We start from the raw sequence: 24,373 nt of genomic DNA, 5'->3' as shown, positions 1-24,373 counted from the left end.
GGAGCCGAAGCCCCGTTTGGTCCGAAGACATTATGCGGTATTAGCAGTCGTTTCCAACTGTTATCCCCCTCGCAAAGGCAAGTTCCCAAGCATTACTCACCCGTCCGCCACTCGTCATCTTCTAGCAAGCTAGAAATGTTACCGTTCGACTTGCATGTGTTAGGCCTGCCGCCAGCGTTCAATCTGAGCCATGATCAAACTCTTCAATTAAATATATCGAAATATGAATCGTCGTTGTGACACTCTTAACGAGTGCCCACACAGATTGTCTTGTCTAAATTTTTAAAGAACGTTACTAGCTTTTGCTAGCTGCCTCTCCCGAAGCGGATGCGTATCTTACAGCGCATCTTTTTTTTGTCAACAACTTTTGTTTATTTATTTTTAAACTTGGTTTTTGACATCCTCATCAGTTGTTAGCGTTTTGCTGTTCCCTGTTGAGGAGGCGCGCATTCTACGCATTCCTGTAGCATCGTCAACACCCTTTTTTAAATAAATATAAAAAAAGCGACCGTTCGGTCGCTTTTTAACCTATTAGTACATTAAGCATGCGTTTAAGCTTAATTTCCTTATTCTATCAGCTCAAAAAGGCATATCCTCTTTATTATTGAGCGAAGACATCTGAATATTGCTACGAAATCATTCCTACTTATTGTCTACACTTTCATTGGTTTTCTTTTTATCGGCATTAAAGTCTGCATCTTCTTCATGATCGCCCACTACATCGTCTAACGTTACTTTCTCAACGGTACGAAACGTATTGATAGGTCCAGCTAACGCATATAGTGCAAAAACAAGGAACAGTACTAAAGCGGGTTCTGTTGCTACAACAACAAATATTAACAGCACAATAAGAAGTCCAACAAAAGGCACCTTTCCATGCCAGTTTACTTCTTTAAAGGAGTTATATTTAAAGTTGCTAACCATTAGTAAACCAGCTAAACCGGTCACCGCAGCAACTATAAAACCATAGTCTGTACCCACAGCATCATATTCCACGCCTACCCAAACAAGCCCAGAAACAACCGCAGCAGCTGCTGGGCTGGCAAGGCCTTGGAAGAAACGCTTATCAGCAATTCCAACTTGCGTATTGAAGCGAGCTAAACGAAGAGCTGCACCCGCTACATATATAAAGGCCGCTAACCAGCCTAACTTGCCCAGCTCAGTTAACCCCCAATTATAAGCAACAAGTGCAGGTGCCATTCCAAATGAAACCATATCTGCCATTGAGTCATACTCAGCACCAAAGTCGCTTTGCGTGTTCGTCATTCTTGCCACACGCCCATCTAAGCCATCAAAAATCATAGCAACAAAGATAGCCACTGCCGCGGCTTCGAACCTGCCGTTCATTGACGAAACCACAGCAAAGAAACCCGAAAACAACCCTGCTGTTGTTAATAAGTTGGGAAGTAAGTATATCCCTTTACGTTTTTGATCAGACATATGTCCTCATACTTCTACATATACAATTGCACTAATTATTTCATAGATATGCAGGAACGCATAGCAAAGTAAAAAGGCTGCCTCGTTCCTTTACATAACGCCGTTGCAAAACGTTATTAGTTTTGCATTGATTACACGTACTCCTACCACGATGCCGGCGCTTGGCTTCTATTTATTCAGGCCGCGTATGCTCACGATTAAACAAACATCTAATAACTAGGTATACGGTTACATACCTTAAATAGCTCACCGTTCATATATCATACAAGTCCATGTTGAAATTAGGTACTTACTAAGTGTGCGCCAATAGAGAGGTGCAACGTTATCTTAGTATGTACTAGAAGCGAAAAGCGCTTCTTTTATAGGAAAGCAATTATGCTATTACTTCCAAAACACTTTTCTTTGAAATCTGTATTACTAGTCTCTACGGCTTTGCTATCCACGTTGAGTGCTAATTCAGCATATGCCACCTATTATTATACCAAGCAGAGTTATTCACACTGCGGCTCGTCAAGTCAAACATCAGAACAAAGCAAAGTATGCAATTCACCGCTAGGTGAATACAATTATGACTTGGTAGATAATAAAGTAACCCAGAACACCCCGACAAATGATTCCATCGTTCAAATAGACGGGCTAAATATAAACATGTCTGCCTTTTCTGATACGCAGGGAATTACTGGCGAAACCGTAGTCGGCGCGAAGCTAGAGAAAATATCTGATAAATGGGCTTATGGTGTAACGAATAATGATGAAGCGAATTATAAAGGTTATTCCGACCACGCCATTGATAACTTAAATTACTTCTCTAGTGGTAGCGACAACTCTGAATATTATAGGTTTACAAACGTAGAACGAGATTACGATTTTGTTTTGCTGTCTTTTGATTCTGCGGTAACGCTTACCGGCGCTAGCTTTTCTTGGCTACACAGCAGCAGCGATAGTCAGGTGTCTGTAGCAGCGCTTGGTAATACGGCTAAACTAACCTCTGGCGTTAACACGTGGAGTGATATTGTTGCAGATGCACTAACCTCAGCATCGTTTGACATCGAAAGTTGTGAATATTTAGATCACCGCGCAGACTTTACGTTCACTGAGTCGGCCCAATATTGGTTGGTGGGAGCGTACAACACTGTATTTGGTGAAACAGACGGAAGAATAGGTAACGACGCGTTTAAACTTGCCAATATCGGTTTCTCTATTTCAGAAACAGCGGGTACACCAGATACCACCGAAGTGTCTGAGCCTGGAACTATCGGCCTACTCATGGCCTGCTCATTCTTCGTCATGTGGCGCCGTAAAAAACTTATTTAACAAAATTAGACTTTAGATCACTGACAGGTGGTATAACCTGTCAGTTTTTTTTACTAAGACCGAACACACCTCAAAATATCCTTTAAAATTCAGCAATATAAAAACTGGCACACTAAATGCTAGAGATGAATGCAGTGTTTTCATAGTATTTGTGGTCCAAAAATGAAATTGAAACAGTTTTTAAGTATCCCCCTTTTATTCCTGCCGCTTAGTGCAAACATATATGCTAGCGATGGAGCGTTAGAAGAAGCCATTTACACGCTCGTTGACGGCACAGGGAATACCCGTACTACCAACATCTTTACTAGTACAGATGCTTCTCAAGGTATTCTGATTGACGGCATTAACGTAAAAGTTTCTGTTTCTGCATGGAGTGATACCGGTAGTCATTCAGTCTGGTACAATGAACGAGATAATACGTGGCACGAGGGCACCGAGGATGACACGGTTAGAGAAGCCTCATTAAAAGATTACACTAATTGCAAAATTAATAGGAATAGAAATTGTATTTCTGGAACTGAGGCATATGGCTTTGGTATAACAAATGCTGATGATATTGAATACTTCGGCGTAGATTATAGTGAGAATCATTCTATAGATAATAGACCTGACTATGGCTTTAGAGACTTTGACATGGTCCTTTTGTCGTTTGATAAAGAGGTCGTCTTAACTGGTGGTACTTTCTCTGCAAATTACTACGATGGAGGCGAGCAAAACGATGTCACAGTTGCAGGCCTCGACTATGACAAAGCTAACGCTTTATTTACCGGCACTAGTAACTTTACGTGGTCAGATGTAAGTGAGACTGTGATTGATGGCGCACTTGGCCATTTCAACATTAGCAATACAAAAAATTCAGAAAACTATTTCGAATCTTCATTCACAAAGAACCTGACCGCCGCTAAGTATTGGCTTGTTGGCGCCTACAATACTGTTTTCGACCAGAGCGCAAGCGGTTCTTTTAACAACGTAGGTTTTAAACTTTCTTCACTTACCGTTGGTTTAGAAGAAAAAACCACTCAACCCCCAACACAAGTAAGCGAACCAGGTGCCCTAGCACTAATGAGCCTAGGTTTGGGTCTTATTCTATACAGACGTAAGCGCAGCGTTTAATTGTTTAAAAACGCATAGAAAACACGTATCTTTAGAAGGTGGCTTAGGCCACCTTTTTTTATGCTATTTTTAAGCCAGCGGCTAGGCTAAGTTTCGAAGGTATATATGGATTTTTTTAATAATAAAAAGCGTGTTGTACAACGCGCTATTGTCTCTGCAGTTGCCTCATCATTAATCGCTTTTAACAGTTTTGCTTCTACGTCAGAAGACTACGAAAAAGCACTGACCGCGTTTAATCAAAACGAATACGACGAAGCCTATATCCACCTTAAAAACAGCTTACAAAAAGATCCTGAAAACCTTGCTGCAAAAATCCTAATGGGCGAAATACTGCTTATTAATGGCTACTTAACTGCAGCAGAAATGGAGTTTGTAGAAGCGTTGGAAATGGGTGCAGATATCAACCTTCTGGCAGAGCCTCTCGGCAACACTTGGTTGTTTTTGAACAGGTACCAAGAAATTGTAGACTTCTCTGATCTAAACAAACTGTCAGGTGATGCAGAGCGCGAGTGGCTGATGATACGTGCAACTGCGTGTATTAGACTGCAAGACGAGTCGTGTGCCCTACGTGATTACAATACAATTGTTTCACGCACGCCTAATTTTGTACCTGCAATAAATGGCTTAGCCTCCATAGCTCTTCAAAATGAAGATTTATCCAAAGCGACCTCGCTTATCAATAAAGCTATGTCGTTAGAACCAGAAAATGCAATAACATGGCGATTGAAGGGGCAACTCGCATACCGACAGGGTGATACAGAAGCTGCAACCGCACACTTACAGAAAGCGCTGACTTTTAATCGAGACGATCCCATTGCATTACGGAATCTTGTTGATTTGTATTTAGAAGCGAAAGATTACGACACGGCAAAACTGTTCGTAGATGAAATAATCCAAGATACACCCAATGATCCGCTCGCCATTTTACTTAATAGCTGGTTACAAAGCAGAGACAACCAGCAAGCTATCGATAACGAAAAACTAAAAGAACTTAACGACTTCATGGCTCAACTGGATCCTGAGCTTATTACCTCACAGCCCATGTTGCTTTACATAAGTGGTTTAACTAACTTCTTTAATAACAACATGGAGACAGCCGCGAAAGATTTTAACGCTTATCTGCAACAAGAGCCTGATGACTTACAGGCGGTATTGATGTTGAGCCAAGTTTACATGGCGACTCAACAAGATAAACAGGCCCTTGCCCTGCTTGAACGTCATCAGGATGCGTTAATGGAAGACCCAGACTCAGCACTGCTTTTAGGTGACTTATTTATTCGCCAAAACAAAGCCTTTAAAGCCGAGCGACTTTTGCAAAATCTTGAATATAAATACCCGAATGAAAACAAGCTCCAGCTATTTAAGATTAAATTAATGGCTGCCAGAGGTAAGCAAGATGAAGCGCTATCGATTCTTGAAAATAACTTACCTACCTACAAGGATAATGCCGGCTTTCTTTTCACTTATTCATTGATGAATTTACAAGCTCAGCAGTTTAAGAATGCATTAAAAGGCGCTGACTTACTAAGCGCATTGTTTCCAAACGAAGCAGAAGTTTTCAATCTTAAAGCCGGTATATTGATTAGACAGGGTCGATTAGAAGAAGCCAAGATCAACATAGAAAAAGCGCTAGCGCAAAACCCGACGCTTTTCCCTGCGAAATTCAATTTAGCAGCCACGGAAAGCCGTTTAGGAAATGTCGATAAATCTAACCTGCTAGTAGAAGAGTTACTTGCTCTGTCTCCCCAACATAATGAAACGCTGATGCTGAAAGCGTTCAATTTAAGCAAAGCAGGAAATCTAGAAGAAGCTAAGCAAATTTATCTCGATATATTGACGCTCACGCCTTCAAATACTGGAGCGAGAGAGCGCGTTTCATCTTTGTATCAACAACAAGGCGACACAAAAAATGCGCTCTATCACTTAGACCTCTTAATCAAAGACGATTTCGACAACGCCGATTATCTCCTTCGAAAAGCAGCGCTTCAGTTAGAAGCAGGTCAACGTGCCGATGCAGAAAAAACGCTAAGTATTGTGAGGAATTTTATCAATGACGATGCCGGTAAGCTTATCGCATATGCTGATCAGGCTCGAAGTATTGATAATGATGAAAACGCCTTAGACGCTATGGCCCGAGCGTATGAAATAGCGAATACAAGTACGTTTGTCTCGTTGCGCTATGTGAGCCTACTGCTCGACATGCAAAACAACGACAAAGCGCAATCATTGCTAACAACCATTCCCGCAAACCAACAACAAAATCCGGTTTATTATTTCTTGAAAGGCCGATTGGCAGCAAATAAGGGAAACAGTGAACGTGCTATCAAAGAGTTTGAAAAAGCGTTAGATGTAGACACTACTTTTGCACAGGCTTTTGTTGCCATTTACAACTACGCACTGAACGATCAGTTTGTCGATGTATTCTTGAATACGGCAAGAAAACTGGTGAGCGAGAATGAAAACAATCTGCTGGCAAAAAACCTGTTGGCGCAATACTTATTCTTCATTCAAGAGTTCGATGAGTCGATAGCGCTTTACAAGGAGCTTGTTGAGCAACCAAACTTACTCAACCCTGCTGAGGCTTACAATCGTCTAGCGATCATGCATATCGAGGAATCGCTAGTCACTGCAAAAAACTATGCACGTCAGGCCTACGAGCTTCAACCAAACTCAGCAAAAATATTGGATACTTACGGTCACATCAAAGCGCTACAAGGAGACTATGAAGGCAGCCTTAAAATGCTGAGGGATGCGTTCGCCAGAGACGCCAACGACCCAAATATTCGCTATCATCTGGGCTACACGCTAGCCAAGCTTAATAGAATTGAAGAGGCGAAAAAAGAGTTAGAATATGCAGTAAAAGTGGAACGCCCTTTCTTTAAGCGTCCTCAAGCAAGAACGCTATTAGAGAGCCTATAAGGCTCTCTTCGCATGCAGCTATAGGCAGCACGAACAATTGCGTTTGTGCTTTTCCATTTTGCCAATACCAGGGTTAAACGTATTGGTTGGATCTAAGTCTTTGTAAAATTTCTGCAAGTTACTTTCGGCTTTATACAAATGACCTACATTGTGTTCAGCCGGATACTTAGCGCCACGACTGTCTAATAGTGCCAACATATCTGCTTTTACTTTTTTGGCGTCGCTGCCTTTTTTAAGTATGTAATCTTGATGGAAGACATGGCAGAAGAAATGTCCATAATAAAGTGACTTTTCAACGTGTTTGGCGATGTGCTCAGGCAGGTTCTCGACCCATAAATCATCATTGCGGCGCAATGCGATGTCCAATGCTAAGATGTCTCCTACTTGCTTATGGTGTAACGTTTGATAGCGAACCGCGGCGCCAGCTGCAGCAAAACGTAATAAAAACGCCTTAGACGCTTCTTCTTCATTACAAGTAATGAAGTCACCATCTAGCTTCTCTTCGTTAAACAGCTTGGCCAAAAGCGTTTTAACCTCTTCGATGCCACCATCGCTCATTTTAAGGATTAGATGATGCTCGTACTTGTCGCGGTAAGTTCTAATACTCGAAGGTATTTGGTCAGAAAAGAACTTACTACCGAACTGCATCAATCTATCGCTTAGGTAAGGAGGAAGCAGAGGTAACTTGTTGAGCACGGCATCCACCCGCCCTTTGAGTGCAAACATTTTAGGTAGCGAGTCAGTTCCCAAACGCTGAATACTTATGATGGTATCTTTTCCGTAAACATCTGCAATATCGAACATTTCTCTATGAAGATATTCACCCACCTCAGGAACGTTTTTACATTGAGTCAGTATGTCTCTGCGAATACGAGTAAGTACAGAGGCATCATTCGTACCGATATAAAACGTTTGTTCTTTATTAGGCACTTCGAATGTGTCTAAGCGCACCGCGAAAACAGCAATTTTACCTGCGCATCCACTGGCTTCGTAAAGCCGTGTTGGATCGGCATTAAAGCGGCTCGGCGTATCAGCATTTACGTCTCTAACGATGTGTTCATAATCACTTGCCGACGCTTTCATACTGGTTTCAGGTAGAGATTTTGGAAAGTTGCCAGAAGAAAGGTTTCCGATAATTTCTTCTGGCGTGTCGCCTAAATCTATCCCTAGGTGATTAACAAGCTTTAGCTCTCCGCTTTTATCCACCTGAGCGAACAGCGATAACTCAGTATAGGCAGGTCCCCTTTTGACAAGTGCCCCACCTGAGTTGTTTGCAACACCACCGACAATAGACGCACCTAGGCATGACGAACCAATTACAGAGTGAGGCGCACGCCCGAGTGGCTTTAGCGCCTTTTCAAGTTTGAACAGTGTTGCTCCCGGAAAGCTCAATACTTGCGTTCCGTCGTTAACCAGAACAATATCGTCCATTGCTAACGTATTTATAACCACCACTGGTCTATCGTAGTCGCTTCCACTTGGCGTTGAGCCTTCGGTCAAGCCGGTTTTCGCGGCCTGCATAATAATGATGCAGTTATATTCAACGCAAACCTTTAGCACTTCCCAATATTGCATTAGCGTATGTGGAAAAAGTACAGCCAATGCTTCGCCCTCGCCTGACCGCCACCCCTTGCGATAGTGCTCAGTTTGGCGCGTTCCTACGGCAAGATTGCTTTCCCCGAGTACGCGTTTAAAAGCGTCAATAATTGGGGTTGTTTGCATGTATAACTCCTTAGAACAGTGCAATGCGTATTAAAAATTAGTTTGTGCCGACTAATGGACCGCCGACGTCAAACACATAAACCCCCAACCATACTAAAATACCTGCAAATGCAACGTAATATATAGTTGGGATAACAGTCTTTCTTAAAGTAGCTCCCTCTTGCCCCATTAATCCTACTGTTGCCGACGCAGCTACAACATTGTGTATTGCAATCATATTTCCGGCAGCCGCCCCAACGGCTTGCGCTGCGATAATTAGTGCAGGTGGCAATTGAAGGCTTAGTGCTGCTTCGAACTGAAACTGGCTGAACATCATATTTGATACTGTATTCGAGCCTGCGATAAATGCACCTAATGCACCAATGGTAGGGCTAATTAATGGGAAAGCTTCGCCAAACATATTGGCGAACAATTGCGCGCCAGCTATCGGCATACTGACGATGTCGGCGCCATTCACACCTGAATTTATAAAAAGCCTAACCATAGGAATTGTGAACATCAATACAAAACCAGCACTTAGCAACGTTTTGCTGGAATCATTGAAAGCCTTAAACAACACTTCTCCCTTGGATACCTTTTTACTTTGAATGATTACTGCAACCAATGCACCTATTAACAACAACCCACCAGGAAGATATAGCGGACTGATTGATGCACTTACACCCGTTTCACCCAGTATGTTGTCAAATGAGAGTGTCAGCGACGTAGTAAATTCTTTTATTGTTGGAAACACTCTGGATATAACGAGCAAAAGTGCAACAACTAAATAAGGGACCCAAGCCGTAACCCAATGCATGGCCTTTTGTGACGTTATGTCGTCTGCTTTTATTTCCAAATTACCCAGCCAACCTTTGTCCCATGACGCTTTCGGCGGGAAATCCCATGTTGTTTTAGGCATCAAGAAACCATTTTTAGCTGCAGTAACAACCACTGCCAAGCTCACCAATCCTCCAATCAACGAAGGAAATTCAGGGCCTAATACAATGCCGGTAAATACGTAAGGAATGGTAAAGCTGACGCCTGCGAATAAGGCGAAAGGTAGAATTTGTAACCCTTCGCGCCAAGACTTGTTGGAGCCAAAAAAGCGAGTGAGCATTACAGCCATTAAAACTGGCATAAATGAGCCAATAATTCCGTGGATAATTGCCACTTCAGAGGTGATTAGTTGAATAAACTGCTCCCATTGCCAGCCTTGAGCCTGCAAAGTCTGACTGATCGCTTGGCCGTCTAAGCCTTTGTTTACACCAATAACTATAGGCGTTCCCACTGCGCCAAAAGAGACGGGGGTGCTTTGGATCATCATACCAATAAGTACGGCAGCCAATGCTGGAAAACCGATGGCAACAAGCAAAGGAGCCGCTATAGCGGCCGGCGTGCCAAAACCAGAAGCACCTTCAATAAAAGTTCCGAAGCACCAAGCAATGATTATTGCCTGGACTCTTCTATCAGGTGAAATGTTGGTGAAACCCTGGCGGATAACATCAATTGCTGCAGTATATTTCAATGTGTTGAGCAGAAAAATTGCACCAAATACAATCCACAAAACAGATACTGTAATCACTAAGCCTTGTAGAATTGAAGCGCCCACCCGTACTGCCGACATATCCCATGCTAAAAGTGCCATAAGTGCTGTACTTGCTAATACAACTGGCATTGCTCTTTTCGCAGACCACTGTAAACCCAATAGCAGCACTGCTGAAAGCGTTATAGGTAGCAATGCTAATAATCCAAGGGTTATCTCATTCATGAGTTTTCCTCTTATTATAATTAGTTAATTATTCGAGTTTCTAACGTTAGAAAATCGATGTTAATGCAGGGTTAAAATTTAGGTATGCGACTGTACTAATTTCTCACGTGTTGATATATATGCATTAAAGACAAAGTTTATTTCCATTTTTGGACTAATAGTGGCAAAAGCAGACGATATTATCCTTTTTGTGAACGTAGTTGATGAAGGCTCTTTTTCAAAGGTCGCTCAAAAACTCAACCTAACTAATTCTGTAGTAAGTAAGCGTATCGCACGATTAGAGTCAGATTTGAACGTTCAATTGCTTTACCGCTCTACACGAAAGCTCAATTTAACTGATGCAGGAAGAACACTGTACAATAAGGCGAGAATCGCCAATTTAGCCATTCAAGACGCAGAAGATGCCGTCAGTGGTTACAGTGATGAAGTGCGTGGAAAAATCCGAATTACTATGCCCAATGTATCGGCAAAACTGGTCTTAAATCGCGCAATTGCCGAGTTTTGCAATTTACACGAAGAGGTGGATGTAGAGCTTGCAATTACCAATCGCGTTACCAATATCATTGAAGAAGGTTACGATCTCGCCATTCGTACAGCACATCTTGAGGACTCCTCTCTTATTGCTAAACGCCTTATAGATTCAAAATGGATAGTATGCGCAAGCCTCACATATCTTAAAAACAAAAGCCGCCCAAATCATCCTGACGACTTAACTGAACATAATTGTTTAATTTACAAGTACGATAGCACTGGCCCAGACTTCTGGCCGTTTCATATTGAAGGAGAGCTTCATAACGTTCAAATTGGCGGGCGAATACAGTCAAATAACTTGGATGCGTTAAGGCAAGCCGCTATTGCAGGTGTGGGTGTAGCATTTCTTCCCAAGGCATTAGTGCATGAAGATATCGAAGATGGGGCGCTTTCGCCTCTACTTGCCGAGTACGTAACTAAGACTATGGGTATTTATGCCGTTTATCCTCGTTCGCGTCAGCCTGACAAAAAGCTAAAGCTGCTGGTCAACTACCTTCAAGAGGCATTTAGCAATAGAAGCGCCTATTTTTATTGATAAACATTGAAGTAATCTCAGTTTACATCAAAAACATGGCGCTAAACATAATTGAAGCGATCTTAAAACGCGAACTTAGCTGACGCTTGGATGTAATTCGAGTCAATGCTGTCTATGTTGTCATCATTGATAGAATAAGCACCAAACTCTAGGCCAACATCAAGGCGCGGCGCTACCGTATCAATAACATTCACCGCCCAGTGCGAACGTTTGCGCCCCAAAATATCTGTTTTAGCTGCTCCATAAAATACAGTGCTGCGGAGGGATTCGGTCCAAAAATGGCGATAAGCTACGGTATAAGCCAGCGTACTTTCCGTTTCCAATGTTTGAGTTGCAGGATCCTCAACAACATCAGCAGTCATGCCGGCCGCAGCATACCGACCGGGCTTACCCGCGGTTAATTGAAAACGTAGATCATCTTTTGCAAAAAGTGGTATTTTGCCTGCGATATTTACTGCTGCTGTAACTTCTTCAACCCCTCCTTGATCGACAAGTCGTATTACAGAGCCGAAAGCATATTGCCCATATTGACTATCTAAATTGTATCGCACAACAAAGTCGGGTGTAGACTCATCAGGGTCAGCGGCTACACCTGTAAGCCCTACGGCATTGGCAGGTGCGTCGGTATCACCATCCCCAATGGTCTCTGGGCTTTCGATGGCAAATTGCCAGTTTCCTGAGGTGTATCTAACCTGAACTTGCCTTGCAAACACTTCTCCTACATGAGGACCACCAAAATCTAACGACTCAGGAATAACGTGAAGCGGCATAAAGGTGCTCCAGTTTTGCCCCGCACTCCAGTTCTTATAGGTGATGAAGAAGTGACGTAATCGCAAGTTAGTAGAGTTACTTACCGCTTCGTTGCCCCCTCCGCCATACATATCGACTTCTATAAAAGTACTCACCTCCCCTATAGATACGCCCATATTCAAGCGTGACTCTCCTACATTGAATCCGGTATGTGACGTCTCTATTGCTTCCCCGCCAGGAAAATTACCAATCCAATAATCCTGATAAGCAATATCCCCTTCAACATGCCTGACATCTACTTTGGCATAACCTCCAACACTAACCTTAACGTGTTCGTTACCGACCTTCCCGTTGAACAACTCTATGCCGTGAGAAGGGTTAAGAATTAGCGCTAATGCACAAGCAGATAAGCGTAGGGTGTATTTGTTGTTTGTTTTCATTATTCGTCCTAATAGCTGAAACTATTTAACATGTCGTTAACGGGCGGATAATGTATTCGTTCGTGCTTAGAGGATAAACCGAGTTTAGAATATTAACTTTTTCCTAAATTCGCATAATCAGAGGTTTACTTTTTGAATGTTAATTGTGTAATGAGATGAAGAATATTGAGCATAAATCGCTCAATAGAAAAATAATAAAAGGCTACTTGTTGCTAACACGATAAGTGAAAGTAATGATATTGATTGAAGTGTCTTACCCCAACTTTGCGAAAACCAACTTAAACACAAAGACAGAGAAAACACAGTAAGTGCAGACATAATAGTATCTGCAGGCGAGAATGTCGCTTGATTTACACTCAATGCAAATACGGCAAAACCAGTACCTATGGCACCGACTGCGCTCACAATCATGCATAATATGAAATGCGCACAAAGCTTAGCTATATCTCGGGGCATTGAGCGCGCAGAAACTACCGCTTCGTTTGAATTATATAACTGCATCGCAACCTCTTAACCCTCTCAACAATAAGTTAATGATAATCGTTATCATTATTAAATCAAGAAAATTAATTAGCTGTATTAGGAAAATTCATTAAACAAGAAAGCGTAATCTGTCGCTCTTCGACCAGTGGCTTTTTAGTAAATCGTTTTTTGTTATGGAGCTGCCGATTAATGGTCTTTCGCGGAATCTACTGCCAATAAAAAAGGCACTGTCTCCAGTGCCTTTTGGTTTTAATTGCTGACAACGAAAAGTCCGCTGTCATCTGCATCAATACGAATGGTTGATTCCGGTATTAATTCGCCAGCGAGTAATTGATGCGCGAGTGGATTTTCCACCTGCACTTGTATCGCTCGCTTAAGCGGACGTGCGCCAAACACTGGGTCGAAGCCCGCGTCGGCCAATTTATCCATAGCCGCGGCAGACAAAGTAAGCTTATATCCTTTTTCTGCGAGCCTAGCACGAAGCGAGGCAAGCTGAATTTTAGCAATAGATTTAATTTGCTCCTTCCCTAATGGATGGAATACCACAATATCATCTACGCGGTTGATGAACTCCGGTCTGAAGTGTTGCCCTACAACACTCATTACCGACGCTTTCATATCGTCATACTGACTTTCGTTGTGCTTATCTTGAATGATATCTGAACCTAAGTTGGACGTCATGATCACAACGATATTTTTAAAATCTACAGTACGTCCTTGTCCGTCAGTCAACCGGCCGTCATCCAATACTTGAAGCAGAATATTGAATACATCTGGATGTGCCTTTTCAACCTCGTCCAACAAAATGACCGAGTATGGCTTGCGACGCACCGCTTCGGTTAAGTAGCCACCTTCCTCGTAGCCAACATAGCCAGGAGGTGCACCCACTAAGCGTGCTACCGAGTGTTTTTCCATAAACTCTGACATATCAATACGCACCATGGCATCTTCAGTATCGAACATAAAGCCTGCCAAGGCTTTGCAGAGCTCAGTTTTGCCCACGCCAGTTGGCCCTAAAAATAAGAATGAGCCAATAGGTCGATTTGGATCCGCAAGCCCAGCACGTGAACGGCGAATTGCGTTTGAAACAGCTTCAACCGCTTCTTCTTGTCCAACAACCCGTTTGTGAAGTACGTCTTCCATACGCAACAACTTCTCACGCTCGCCCTCAAGCATTCGCGCTACAGGTATACCCGTCCATCGCGAAAGCACATCTGCAATTTCAACGTCCGTCACTTTATTTTTAAGTAACGTCGTCTCGCGAGTTTCGTTTTCAGCCGCTTGCTCTAACTTTGCTTCAAGCTCTGGAATACGGCCGTACTGAAGTTCCGACATACGATTCAAATCAGATGCACGTCGCGCTATCTCCAAGTCAAGTTTAGCCTGCTCAAGCTCCCCTTTAATGGTTTGAGTGCCCTGCATGGCGTCTTTCTCATCCAGCCACACTTTCTCAAGCTCTGCGTACTTGGTTTCCGCTTGCTCACGCTCTAGCTCAATCATCTCAAGTCGCTTATGACTCGCATCATCTGTTTCTTTGGCCAGAGCTTGCTCTTCCAATTTTAGCTGGATGATACGACGCTCCAGACGATCCATCTCTTCGGGCTTGGAGTCTATTTGCAATCGAATGCTAGACGCAGCCTCGTCTATAAGATCAATGGCTTTGTCTGGCAATTGGCGGTCGCTAATATAACGATGCGACAAACTTGCCGCTGCAACGATAGCGGGATCAGTAATATCTACCGAGTGATGGAGCTCATAGCGCTCTTTTAAGCCACGCAGAATAGCAATAGTGTCTTCAACGCTTGGTTCTTCAACTAATACCTTTTGGAAACGACGTTCAAGTGCTGCGTCTTTTTCAATGTACTGACGATATTCATCCAGTGTTGTAGCACCAACGCAGTGAAGTTCACCACGGGCTAACGCAGGTTTAAGCATATTACCTGCATCCATCGCTCCATCGCCCTTCCCTGCACCTACCATGGTGTGCAGTTCGTCAACGAATAAGATCACGCGGCCTTCTTCTTTAGCCAGCTCATTAAGCACTGCTTTAAGGCGTTCTTCAAACTCACCGCGATATTTAGCTCCCGCCACTAACGCGCCCATATCAAGGGCAAGAACACGCTTGTTCTTTAAGCCCTCAGGCACTTCGCCATTAATGATGCGCTGAGCCAACCCTTCAACAATAGCCGTTTTACCCACACCCGGCTCACCAATGAGTACTGGGTTGTTTTTGGTTCGACGCTGCAGTACTTGAACAGTTCGGCGAATCTCATCATCTCGACCGATGACCGGGTCGAGCTTGCCTTGTTCTGCTCGCTCGGTTAAATCTGTCGTGTATTTTTCAAGCGCCTGACGTACATCTTCAGCATTAGGATCCGTGACCTTCTGACCACCACGCATGTCGTCTATTGCGCTTTCAATAGCTTCTTTAGTGATATTCAGGCTTTTGAGGATTTCCCCCAAGCGCCCTTTATCTTGTAGCGCCGCTAGAACAAAGATTTCTGAAGTGATGTATTCGTCTTTTCGCTGCTGCGCTATCTTGTCACAAAGATTTAGCAAAATGCCGCTGTCTTTACTTAATTGAACATCTCCCCCAATGCCTTCAATACGAGGTAGGCGCTCAATAGCTTGGCTCAGTGCTGAGCGTAGCGCATTTACATTGATGTTTGCTTGGTCAAGCAAAGGGCGTACTGACCCGCCTTGCTGATTTAGCATGGCAGTCATTAAATGGACAGGTTCAATGTATTGATGATCTCGCCCCAATGCGAGTGATTGAGCATCGGATATTGCGAGCTGAAATTTACTGGTAAATCTATCTAGTCTCATAATTTCAACCTAATTAATGAACAACTATACCTGCGGTAACACGCCGCAATTACGAACATTTTAACTCTCGCTGAGTGGGTAATGATCTATGCGGAATGGTATTCTTTATGTTCTAGTTATGTAGGCTGCTCAATTGCGATTCAAGTATGAGATTAAAAAGTTAGCCAAAAAGATAACAAATAATGTATGAAGTTTGATCTAGCGCAACTGTGTGATCAGACTAAAACTGCCGCCTTTTTTCGAAACAATTTAAAGCAGGCCTATTACGCTAACTATACGCCCAGTCGTGCGCTTGTTTTGATGCGTAGCTCTTCGATGAGAGTAAAAACGCTGTTCGTCAGTGTAAGTACACAAGTTACTTTGTGTAATACTCTCAACGCCAGCTTGCTGCAATTGCACCTGTGCCACTAGAGGTAGATCTAATAAGTACTTCCCTCTATTAGAGCTATTGGCAATGGCACCGTCTATATGGCGAAACTTACTCGCCAACTGTGCATCAACTTCGTAGCAGGGCCCGCTGATTGCAGGACCAACCCAAGCGATGAGTTTTTTTGCGTCGCTGCCAAAGTGTGAAACTGCACTTCCGATAATGTTAGTATCGAGACCTTTCCAACCAGCATGTACTGCCGCCACTTCTTGACCGCTTTCATCACACAATAAAATGGGCACGCAGTCTGCGGTCATTACCGCACAAAAATGCGATGTTGAAGAAGAATACGACGCATCAGCGGTGGTATCTGCGCTCGGCAATGACACCACGCGGTTGCTGTGCACTTGCTCCAACCATGTGATCTTTTCACTATGTGGAATTAGGCTTCTATTGGCTTTCACTAGTAGGAGGTCGTCCCCCACGTGGGCGCCAACGTTCAAACCTGCAAAATCACCTATGCTTGTACCTCCCATTCTTGTCGTTGTGTATGCAACAACATTTGCGGGACATGACCACGCTGGCGTAATCAAATCCAGCGTGGATGAAATAGGTGAATTCGCAGCTGACAATGTCATAAGTTCGCCTTACTCATTAAAGCATATCTTGTGGATTGTCCGCGGTGTCCTTTTTCACGGCTTTAAGCAAGTCCTGCATATCTTGAGGTAGGGGAGCTTTCCACGTCATCCACTCTTCAGTTTCAGGGTGAAACAGCGAGAGCTGTGCGGCGTGCAACGCCTGACGTTGGAATCCGCGAAGCGCAGCGATAAATTCTTCTGACGCCCCTTTAGGAAGACGAGGACGCCCGCCATAAACTTGGTCGCCAAGCAAAGGATGCTTAATGTGGGCCATGTGTACGCGGATTTGGTGCGTACGGCCAGTTTCAAGCTTCAAACGCAGGTGCGTGTATGCGCGAAATTTTTCGATAACACGAAAATGAGTGACCGCTGGTTTGCCCATTTCACGTACTGCCATATGCGTACGTTTTGTTGCGTGTCTACCAATAGGCGCATCTACAATACCACCAGCGACCATCGTACCTAAGGCAACGGCTTCGTATTCACGACTCATTTCCCGACGTTGAAGTTGGTCAACAAGATGCGTTTGAGCAGGAATTGTTTTTGCTACTACCATTAACCCCGTCGTGTCTTTGTCAAGGCGATGGACAATGCCCGCACGTGGAACTTTGTCTATCTCTGGACAATGATTTAACAAGGCATTTAGCACGGTACCGCTTGGGTTCCCTGCACCTGGATGCACAACCAAATCTGCTGGTTTGTTTATGACTAGGATGTGTTCATCTTCATAAACAATGTTTAACGCGATGTCTTGCGCTTCGCTCGTTACTTGTACATCCATTTCGGCCTGTACAGTAACAAGTTCATCCATTTGCATTTTGTGGCGAGGCACGGTGATTACTTCACCGTTTACAGCAACATTCCCATCTTGGATCCAAGTTTTTAGCTTAGAACGAGAATATTCAGGGAACAAATCAGCCAAAACCTGATCTAACCGTAAACCAAAATGCGCAGCTTCCGTTGAAGCTTCTAATTGTATTGTGTTCGGCGACTGTGTCATAACACCATTGATTACGTCTAAAAAAGGGTATTATAACAAGTATTCACGCTGTACACTGCCTTGTTTACGTTTTTGTATGGTTTTTCTCATCGTTAGTACGTTAGAATGCAATTAAAGTGTTGTTGTTTAACACATGAGCTTAGACAGCGAAGTATTAAAACTGTTTAGCAGGAAAATAGAATTATTATGAAATCATTTCGTCTACTGGCCCCCGTTTTATTGGGTGCTATGGTATCTGTCGCAGGATGTAGCTCTTCAGATAATGAAGAAAAAGCCGTATTAGCTAACATGGGTGCGCAGCAACTGTACGACAGAGCAAAGCAGAGCATGGAAGTAGGTAACTTCAGCGCTGCAGCACAAACGTTAAGCGCGCTAGATTCGCGCTACCCGTTCGGTCCCCTATCCCATCAGGTACAGCTAGACCTTATTTATAGCTATTATAAGTCAGGTAAAAACGAAGAAACGCTTGCCACTATCGACAGATTTATTCGTCTGAATCCAAACCATTCAGATGTTGATTACGCGTATTACATGCGTGGATTAACTAACATGGAATCAGATAGCAACCTTTTCCAAGAGTTAATGAATATTGACCGTACGGATAGAGACCCGTCGAAGTCTCGTGCTGCGTTTGAAGATTTCCGCAGACTGATTCAACAATATCCAGATAGCAAATATGCCGCAGATGCGAAACAGCGCATGGTTCATATTAAAGACCGCTTGGCTCGCTATGAAATCGCTATTGCACGTTTCTACATGAGACGCCAGGCTTATGTCGCTGCAGCAAACCGTGGTCGCTATGTTATAGAGCACTTCCCGAATACCACTCAAGTGCAACAAGCACTCGAAATTATGGTTTCAAGTTATGAGCAGCTTGGCCTAGATGAATTGCGTAACAATGCGATGAAGACACTAAAGCTTAACTACCCTGACAGCGAATTTATTAGCTAGATTTGGCTATTCTGTTTTGCTAGAGCTTTATGCAACCAATAAAAAAACGCACATTTGTGCGTTTTTTTGTATCTGGATGTCACATATTGACTGCGTTCGCTTGATAGATTACTAGCGGAAAAACAAGTGACTAAAAGGGTTTAACAATCTTGCAAGGCCCGAAGTAAAGTGCAATGGCTGATCGACAATGCTAAATACAAGGCAGCCTTCTTTACCTTCGGATTTTGGCGTGTGCGTTTTATCACCATCCATGAAAATAAAGTCGCCGGTATCATAACGACTTAGCCCATCACTGAACTCACCATCAATGACTAATGTATATTCCGTTCCACGGTGCGTGTGCTCAGGTACACTACCACCACTTCCCATAAAGATAAAATTAGCTACACCTTGGTTTCCAAGGTCAACTGGCGCCTGCCACAGCTTCCCGACCAAACTTGACCAGTTACCTGTCTTATCGATGTAGCGGTGAAGTGTTCTGGGTAAAGTGAATACCCTTCCATCTAACTCGATGGTATTTGCGCTTGCCTGCGCCTGCAAGGCCGCCCGCCTCTTTACGGGCTCACGATACGCTGTGGGCTGTTCCATCAAAGCATTATTTTGTTTCGATGATGGGAGCTGCGTAATTTGGGATAGCATGTCACCAAACTGAAGTGACATTTCAGCTCTGTCGCTTGCCGATGAATTGGCGTTCGAAACCATTTGAGCAGCAAGACTTTCCGTTTCAATTTCAACAAAACGCTGACATTTCTCACACATGTCACAATGTGCAGAGACCATCAGTGATATAGCAGGTGACAATGTGCCCTCAACAAAATCTTTAAGTTGCTGGGCACTTGGGTGAAACCTAATCATTATCGTTTAACATGACCTTTAATCGTTGAAGTGCCAAACGTGTCCGCGACTTTACTGTACCTAATGGAATTGAAAGCTCATCGGCGACTTCTTGTTGTGACTTGCCATCAATATAGATAGCTTCAACCACTGCTTTCTGTTTTACAGGTAGTGATTCGAACAAATAGCCAATCTGCTCTAAAGTAACTTGTTCGTCAAGTGGCGCCTCGTTTGCATCGGCTGTTTGTTCGCATAAAACCGGCCATAGATCGTCAGAACAAACATCCTCTTTTCTATTCTGCAGCTTTCGAAGCATATCAAAGCGAATGTTGCGTGCGATTGTGAAAATCCACGTTGACGGAGAACCTTTTTCTGCATTGAACAGGTGCGCTTTCTGCCATACATTCGACATAGTATCTTGTACCAGTTCCATGGCCAGTGCCTCATTACCCATCTGTTTCAGTGCATAAGAACGCAGCCGAGGCGCGAAGTAGTTAAACACTCTCGCAAATGAACGCTTGCATCGGGTGTCTGCAACCGCGACAAGGTAATCAGACATTTCAGTTGCACACTCTTTAGGCTTGATTGTGCTGTTACTTTGTTCCAAAGGAATTCCAACTAACATAAGATTCGTCCGCTTTTCCGTTTTGGTTGTATCATTCTACGGCGTTATGACTTAAAACGTTTGCGAAAATCGCTAATATTGGATTACGAATTTGTAATGTCTTTATCCGACTCAACGACTAAGCGATTAGTGCAGAGAGATAGTTCAGTAAACTGGTGCATTCTCTTTGCGCTAAAAAGTGCTGTTTTTGCGAGCCGTCTACTGGCAATAATTCTAACCACCGATTTAATACCCAATTAGGGCAATCAAACTTTGGTGATTCATAAAGCGATGCCAACTCTTCGTAATTTCCAAATATTTCTTTAAGTCGCTCGTCCATAGGCGCTATTTGTTGAGGAGCCAAATCGCACTGCCAAGGTTCTAACACCTTGCAACTACCGGTACGAAGACCATCTTTTTCAACTTCTATGCTACTTACCTCAACTAAATGAGAACCAGCAACCTTTATGCCAAGCAACCCATCATCGAGCATGTCGAAGTCAACAACCTGCGCATAAGTACCTATTTTATGAATATGCTCATTCAAATTTTTGTCACCGTTAGCATTAAGCATACACATCACAAAGCCTTTATTTTCAGCACATGCCTGCTTAACCATTCGCACGTATCGTGGCTCAAAAATGCGCAATGCCATTCTACCTTCCGGCAAAAGGTGCGCAGATAAAGGAAATAAAGGAAAACGTTCTACACTCATACTCAGCACTTCCGAAAACACGAAAATAATTACGCAAGTGAGAACAATTAGGATCGAATGGGAAAATTTTTCACATATAAATGGAAAAACATGATCTTTAGCACGACGATTAATGTAATTTAGTTTTTAAATAAAACATTAACAGATTTCATATCAGAGACTTGCAATTTGAACGTGAAAATAACCGCGAATTTTTTTAAGCGTCGACATTACCGATATGCAAATCTGATTTTGAATTATGAGTTAAGGAAAGGCCATGGACGTCATTGGACGCTTTTGTAAAATTTACACAGACATATGTCAAATTTCTCCAGACGACATAGAACATATCTATGCCGACGACATACTGTTTATCGACCCAATCACTACACACCATGGCATTGATGAAGTAAAACGCTATTTTTCTAACTTATTGACGCAAGCCGAAAGCTGTAAGTTCGACATTGCGGACATTTTTACTTGCTCGCCCAATGGCTCAAAAGAGCATCCATCAAGTCATTCAAAGGTTACCCATATCGCAAACTGGACGATGACCCTTACGCTGAAAGATAGTGATAAGCAAATTACGCTAGATGGCACCACGCAACTTGGTGTCAGCGATGACAGCATTATTTACCACAAAGATTATTACGACTTGGGCGAAATGGTCTATGAGCACGTACCCATCCTAGGTTTTGTCGTAAAAAAAATTAAAGGGAAGCTAGCAAAGTGAAAAGTATTCTAATTACTGGCGCCACATCGGGTATTGGTAAAGCATTAGCAATAAAGGCTGCAAACAGCGGTTATCAAGTGATTGCCTGTGGTCGAAATGAAGACACACTCAACGAGCTCAGTAAGTACAATAATATTAGCGCATGCCAGTTCGATGTCACTGATCTTGACGATACTCGACGGGCGCTAGCAACGGTTAAGTTTGACATTGCTGTACTCAACGCTGGTACCTGCGAATATGTAGATATCGACAACTTCGAGCCAGACATGTTTCGCCGCGTATTCGAACCTAATTTCTTTGGCGTTGTTCATTGTGTAGACGCTCTTCTTCCACGACTTAAGCAAGGCGACAAGCTTGTGATTGTTGACAGCATGGCTCGCCTACTTCCTTTTACGCGAACGCAAGCGTACGGTGCGAGCAAAGCTGCCCTACATTATTTTACAAAATCATTAGAAGTAGACCTTCACCACAAAGGCGTGAAAGTGCAAGCGGTGTCTCCTGGATTTGTAGAAACGCCCCTCACAGATAAAAACGATTTTGAAATGCCAATGAAAATTAGCGCTGAAGAAGCCGCTGACGCTATGCTTAAAGGAATAGAGGGCAACAAACAAACAGTTTTCTTCCCTCGGTTCTTTGGTTTTATTCTGCGCTTTATGCATATACTGCCAACCCCACTGCAAAAGCGATTGTCGTTGGCAATGAGAGAAAAACAATAAGAGAAGATGAATGAACAATAAGATTGCCATCATTGGCACAGGTATTTCTGGTTTGACCTGCGCGCACCTTCTAAATAGGCAGCACGACATCACAGTGTACGAAGCAAATGACTATATAGGTGGTCATACTGCAACGAAGAAAATAAGCGACAATGGGGAAACTTACCATATCGATACAGGCTTTATCGTTTTTAATGATTGGACCTACCCTAATTTTATAAAGCTCATTAATCAGTTAAATGTTGGGTATCAACCAACAGAGATGAGCTTCTCTGTAATGAGTAAAAAGGCAAACCTCGAATACAACGGCAATAACTTAAACAGTTTATTTGCACAGCGGCGTAATATTTTGAGGCCTAAATTTTGGCGCATCGTGAAAGATATATTGACGTTTAACAAAGCGTGTAAAGCGATGGTCGCAGAAAACCGTAATACTTCTTCACTTACGTTAGAAGACGTCATTAGAGAATTAAAACTCAGCGATGACTTTGCACGTTATTATATCTTGCCTATGTGCGCCGCAATTTGGTCCAGCAGCTTAGAGCAAACGAGAAAGTTTCCACTCACGTTCTTTTTGCAGTTTTTCAACAACCATGGCTTGCTCAATATTACCGACCGTCCTCAGTGGTACACAATTAAAGGTGGGTCAAGCCAATACATTCCGCCTTTAATCGCACCATTTGAGTCTAAGATAAAACTATCGACGGCCGTTCTGTCGGTAGCGAAAAGCGATGATAAGTGGCAGGTTACCGACTCTTCAGGCAAGGCTGCGATGTATGATCATGTGGTATTTGCGTGCCACAGTGACCAAGCGTTAAAAATGATTCACTCACCGACTTCGCTGCATCGAGATATCCTTGGAAATATCCCTTACGCAGAAAACGACGTGGTGATGCACAAAGATATTTCACAGCTGCCTAAAAGAAAATTAGCTTGGGCGAGTTGGAATTACAGCTTAAAAGAAGACGCAAGTGAGGAAGCCCGCCCCGCTTCTGTCACTTATAACATGAATATTCTTCAACGCCTTGAAGCACAAAGCACCTACTGTGTAACGTTAAATAATACTGCGGAAATAGACCAAAAGAGTATTCTTCGAAGCTATCAGTACGCACATCCGCAATACAGTGCCAGCATGGTCAACGCCCAAGCAAGAAGAAATGAAATTTGTGGCGTAGACAACTTACATTTTTGTGGAGCCTACTGGTATAACGGTTTTCATGAAGACGGCGTAACTAGCGCACTTGATGTTTGTTCTCGCTTTGGTGAAGCCCTGTGATAGAAAGTGCCATCTACAAGGGTAAGGTTTATCACCAACGGTTTAAGCCTACTCAGCATAAATTTGACTATGACATTTATTTATTTTGGCTAAAGCTTGAGAGCAACGAACTCGAAACCTTGTCCAGTACGTTAAAACGCTTCTCTGCATACGACAAGGCTAGAGTGCGTTTCAAGCGTGAAGACTATTTAGGTGATCCCTCTTTACCTCTAGGTCAGGCAGTAATAGACAGAATGACAGAGTTAAACGGAGGGAAGACGCTTCAAGGCGATGTCTTTATGCTGGGACAACTGCGTATGTGGGGGCTGTATTTCAGCCCGGTGAATTTCTATTACCTACGCAATGCCGAAGGTAAGTATACACATATGCTTGCCGAAGTAAGTAATACGCCGTGGAATGAGCGTCATCACTACCTTGTAAATCTAGATACTCAAGACGATACGCCAAAAGCTTTTCATGTTTCCCCGTTTAATCCAATGGATATGACCTACAAATGGTCGATATCGCAGCCGTCGACTAGACTGTCACTTGCGATGGATTGTGTAAGAGACGACAAAGAGTTCAGTGCAGGGATTAATTTGACTAAATTTACTTTAGATAATGCGAATCTATCTGCGGCACTTAAACGTATACCCAGTATGACAATAAAAACTGTGGCTGGAATTTATTGGCACGCGCTTAAACTATTGCTTAAACGAACGCCACTGTATACACACCCAGAAAAAAGTCAGGAACAATAA

Annotated in this window: 20 protein-coding genes and 1 rRNA gene; 9 read left to right on the top strand and 12 right to left on the bottom strand. The window is 43.1% G+C overall.

From position 1 onward, the window contains the following. Positions 1-210, bottom strand: a 16S ribosomal RNA gene (locus AWH61_RS11380); the annotation flags it as partial. Between the two features lie 432 nt (positions 211-642). Beyond that, positions 643-1,440: a CDP-diacylglycerol--serine O-phosphatidyltransferase gene (gene pssA, locus AWH61_RS11375; RefSeq protein WP_075177103.1), complete on the bottom strand. Its 798-nt coding sequence runs from the start codon at positions 1,438-1,440 to the stop codon at positions 643-645. Positions 1,441-1,815: 375 nt separating this feature from the next. On the opposite strand from pssA, the gene xdp1 (AWH61_RS11370) reads away from it, so the two are divergent. From xdp1 (AWH61_RS11370) to prsT, 3 genes are all read left to right on the top strand, one after another. Then, positions 1,816-2,754 carry an exosortase-dependent surface protein XDP1 gene (gene xdp1, locus AWH61_RS11370; RefSeq protein ID WP_075177102.1) on the top strand — a complete coding sequence of 313 codons (939 nt, stop codon included), beginning with the start codon at positions 1,816-1,818 and terminating at the stop codon, positions 2,752-2,754. A 162-nt stretch (positions 2,755-2,916) separates the two neighbouring features. Further along, entirely contained in the window at positions 2,917-3,867 is a 951-nt protein-coding gene (gene xdp1, locus AWH61_RS11365) for an exosortase-dependent surface protein XDP1 (protein WP_075177101.1), read from the top strand. Between the two features lie 105 nt (positions 3,868-3,972). Further along, positions 3,973-6,786, top strand: a complete 2,814-nt coding sequence (gene prsT / locus AWH61_RS11360) for an XrtA/PEP-CTERM system TPR-repeat protein PrsT (protein ID WP_075177100.1) — start codon at positions 3,973-3,975, stop codon at positions 6,784-6,786. A gap of 18 nt (positions 6,787-6,804) precedes the next feature. Here prsT and dld read toward each other — a convergent pair whose 3' ends face one another. Beyond that, complete coding sequence (gene dld, locus AWH61_RS11355; protein ID WP_075177099.1) at positions 6,805-8,508, bottom strand: D-lactate dehydrogenase; 1,704 nt, start codon at positions 8,506-8,508, stop codon at positions 6,805-6,807. Between the two features lie 37 nt (positions 8,509-8,545). Next, positions 8,546-10,255, bottom strand: coding sequence for an L-lactate permease (locus tag AWH61_RS11350; RefSeq protein ID WP_075177098.1), 1,710 nt, complete (start codon positions 10,253-10,255; stop codon positions 8,546-8,548). Between the two features lie 160 nt (positions 10,256-10,415). Between AWH61_RS11350 and AWH61_RS11345 the strand changes: the two genes are divergently transcribed. After that, on the top strand, positions 10,416-11,321 hold the full coding sequence (locus AWH61_RS11345; protein WP_083605920.1) for a LysR family transcriptional regulator: 906 nt from the start codon (positions 10,416-10,418) through the stop codon (positions 11,319-11,321). 62 nt (positions 11,322-11,383) lie between these two features. On the opposite strand, the gene AWH61_RS11340 is transcribed toward AWH61_RS11345, so the two are convergent. The 5 genes from AWH61_RS11340 to rluD all read right to left on the bottom strand — a co-directional run bounded on the left by AWH61_RS11340 (position 11,384) and on the right by rluD (position 17,825). Continuing rightward, positions 11,384-12,511 (bottom strand): DcaP family trimeric outer membrane transporter, encoded by a 1,128-nt coding sequence (locus tag AWH61_RS11340; protein WP_075177096.1) that lies wholly within the window; start codon positions 12,509-12,511, stop codon positions 11,384-11,386. Positions 12,512-12,691: 180 nt separating this feature from the next. Then, entirely contained in the window at positions 12,692-13,012 is a 321-nt protein-coding gene (locus tag AWH61_RS11335) for a hypothetical protein (protein ID WP_014950067.1), read from the bottom strand. A 231-nt stretch (positions 13,013-13,243) separates the two neighbouring features. After that, entirely contained in the window at positions 13,244-15,820 is a 2,577-nt protein-coding gene (clpB, locus tag AWH61_RS11330; RefSeq protein ID WP_075177095.1) for an ATP-dependent chaperone ClpB, read from the bottom strand. A gap of 249 nt (positions 15,821-16,069) precedes the next feature. Then, entirely contained in the window at positions 16,070-16,825 is a 756-nt protein-coding gene (gene pgeF, locus AWH61_RS11325) for a peptidoglycan editing factor PgeF (RefSeq protein WP_075177094.1), read from the bottom strand. A 16-nt stretch (positions 16,826-16,841) separates the two neighbouring features. After that, the gene (rluD, locus tag AWH61_RS11320) at positions 16,842-17,825 is read right to left on the bottom strand and encodes a 23S rRNA pseudouridine(1911/1915/1917) synthase RluD (protein WP_014950071.1); all 984 of its coding nucleotides are present in this window, start codon (positions 17,823-17,825) and stop codon (positions 16,842-16,844) included. A gap of 186 nt (positions 17,826-18,011) precedes the next feature. Between rluD and AWH61_RS11315 the strand changes: the two genes are divergently transcribed. Then, positions 18,012-18,776 carry an outer membrane protein assembly factor BamD gene (locus tag AWH61_RS11315; protein ID WP_014950072.1) on the top strand — a complete coding sequence of 255 codons (765 nt, stop codon included), beginning with the start codon at positions 18,012-18,014 and terminating at the stop codon, positions 18,774-18,776. A 111-nt stretch (positions 18,777-18,887) separates the two neighbouring features. On the opposite strand, the gene AWH61_RS11310 is transcribed toward AWH61_RS11315, so the two are convergent. The 3 genes from AWH61_RS11310 to AWH61_RS11300 all read right to left on the bottom strand — a co-directional run bounded on the left by AWH61_RS11310 (position 18,888) and on the right by AWH61_RS11300 (position 20,929). Further along, complete coding sequence (locus AWH61_RS11310; protein WP_075177093.1) at positions 18,888-19,631, bottom strand: ChrR family anti-sigma-E factor; 744 nt, start codon at positions 19,629-19,631, stop codon at positions 18,888-18,890. Continuing rightward, on the bottom strand, positions 19,624-20,235 hold the full coding sequence (locus AWH61_RS11305) for a sigma-70 family RNA polymerase sigma factor (protein ID WP_014950074.1): 612 nt from the start codon (positions 20,233-20,235) through the stop codon (positions 19,624-19,626). The genes AWH61_RS11310 and AWH61_RS11305 overlap by 8 nt, the downstream gene beginning before the upstream one ends. Before the next feature lie 118 nt (positions 20,236-20,353). Continuing rightward, positions 20,354-20,929 (bottom strand): LON peptidase substrate-binding domain-containing protein, encoded by a 576-nt coding sequence (locus tag AWH61_RS11300; RefSeq protein WP_014950075.1) that lies wholly within the window; start codon positions 20,927-20,929, stop codon positions 20,354-20,356. Between the two features lie 256 nt (positions 20,930-21,185). Here AWH61_RS11300 and AWH61_RS11295 point away from each other — a divergent pair, with 256 nt between their 5' ends. Genes AWH61_RS11295 through AWH61_RS11280 form a run of 4 tightly spaced genes read left to right on the top strand, consistent with a single transcriptional unit; the run spans position 21,186 to position 24,373 of the window. Beyond that, positions 21,186-21,641, top strand: coding sequence for a nuclear transport factor 2 family protein (locus AWH61_RS11295; RefSeq protein ID WP_075177092.1), 456 nt, complete (start codon positions 21,186-21,188; stop codon positions 21,639-21,641). After that, positions 21,638-22,357 (top strand): SDR family NAD(P)-dependent oxidoreductase, encoded by a 720-nt coding sequence (locus AWH61_RS11290; protein WP_075177091.1) that lies wholly within the window; start codon positions 21,638-21,640, stop codon positions 22,355-22,357. The genes AWH61_RS11295 and AWH61_RS11290 overlap by 4 nt, the downstream gene beginning before the upstream one ends. Before the next feature lie 10 nt (positions 22,358-22,367). Then, positions 22,368-23,633, top strand: coding sequence for an NAD(P)/FAD-dependent oxidoreductase (locus AWH61_RS11285; protein ID WP_075177090.1), 1,266 nt, complete (start codon positions 22,368-22,370; stop codon positions 23,631-23,633). After that, positions 23,630-24,373, top strand: coding sequence for a DUF1365 domain-containing protein (locus tag AWH61_RS11280; protein ID WP_014950079.1), 744 nt, complete (start codon positions 23,630-23,632; stop codon positions 24,371-24,373). The genes AWH61_RS11285 and AWH61_RS11280 overlap by 4 nt, the downstream gene beginning before the upstream one ends.

Source organism: Alteromonas sp. W12, assembly GCF_001924945.1.
Lineage (GTDB): Bacteria > Pseudomonadota > Gammaproteobacteria > Enterobacterales > Alteromonadaceae > Alteromonas > Alteromonas macleodii.
This window is presented reverse-complemented; position numbering and strand designations above follow the sequence as displayed.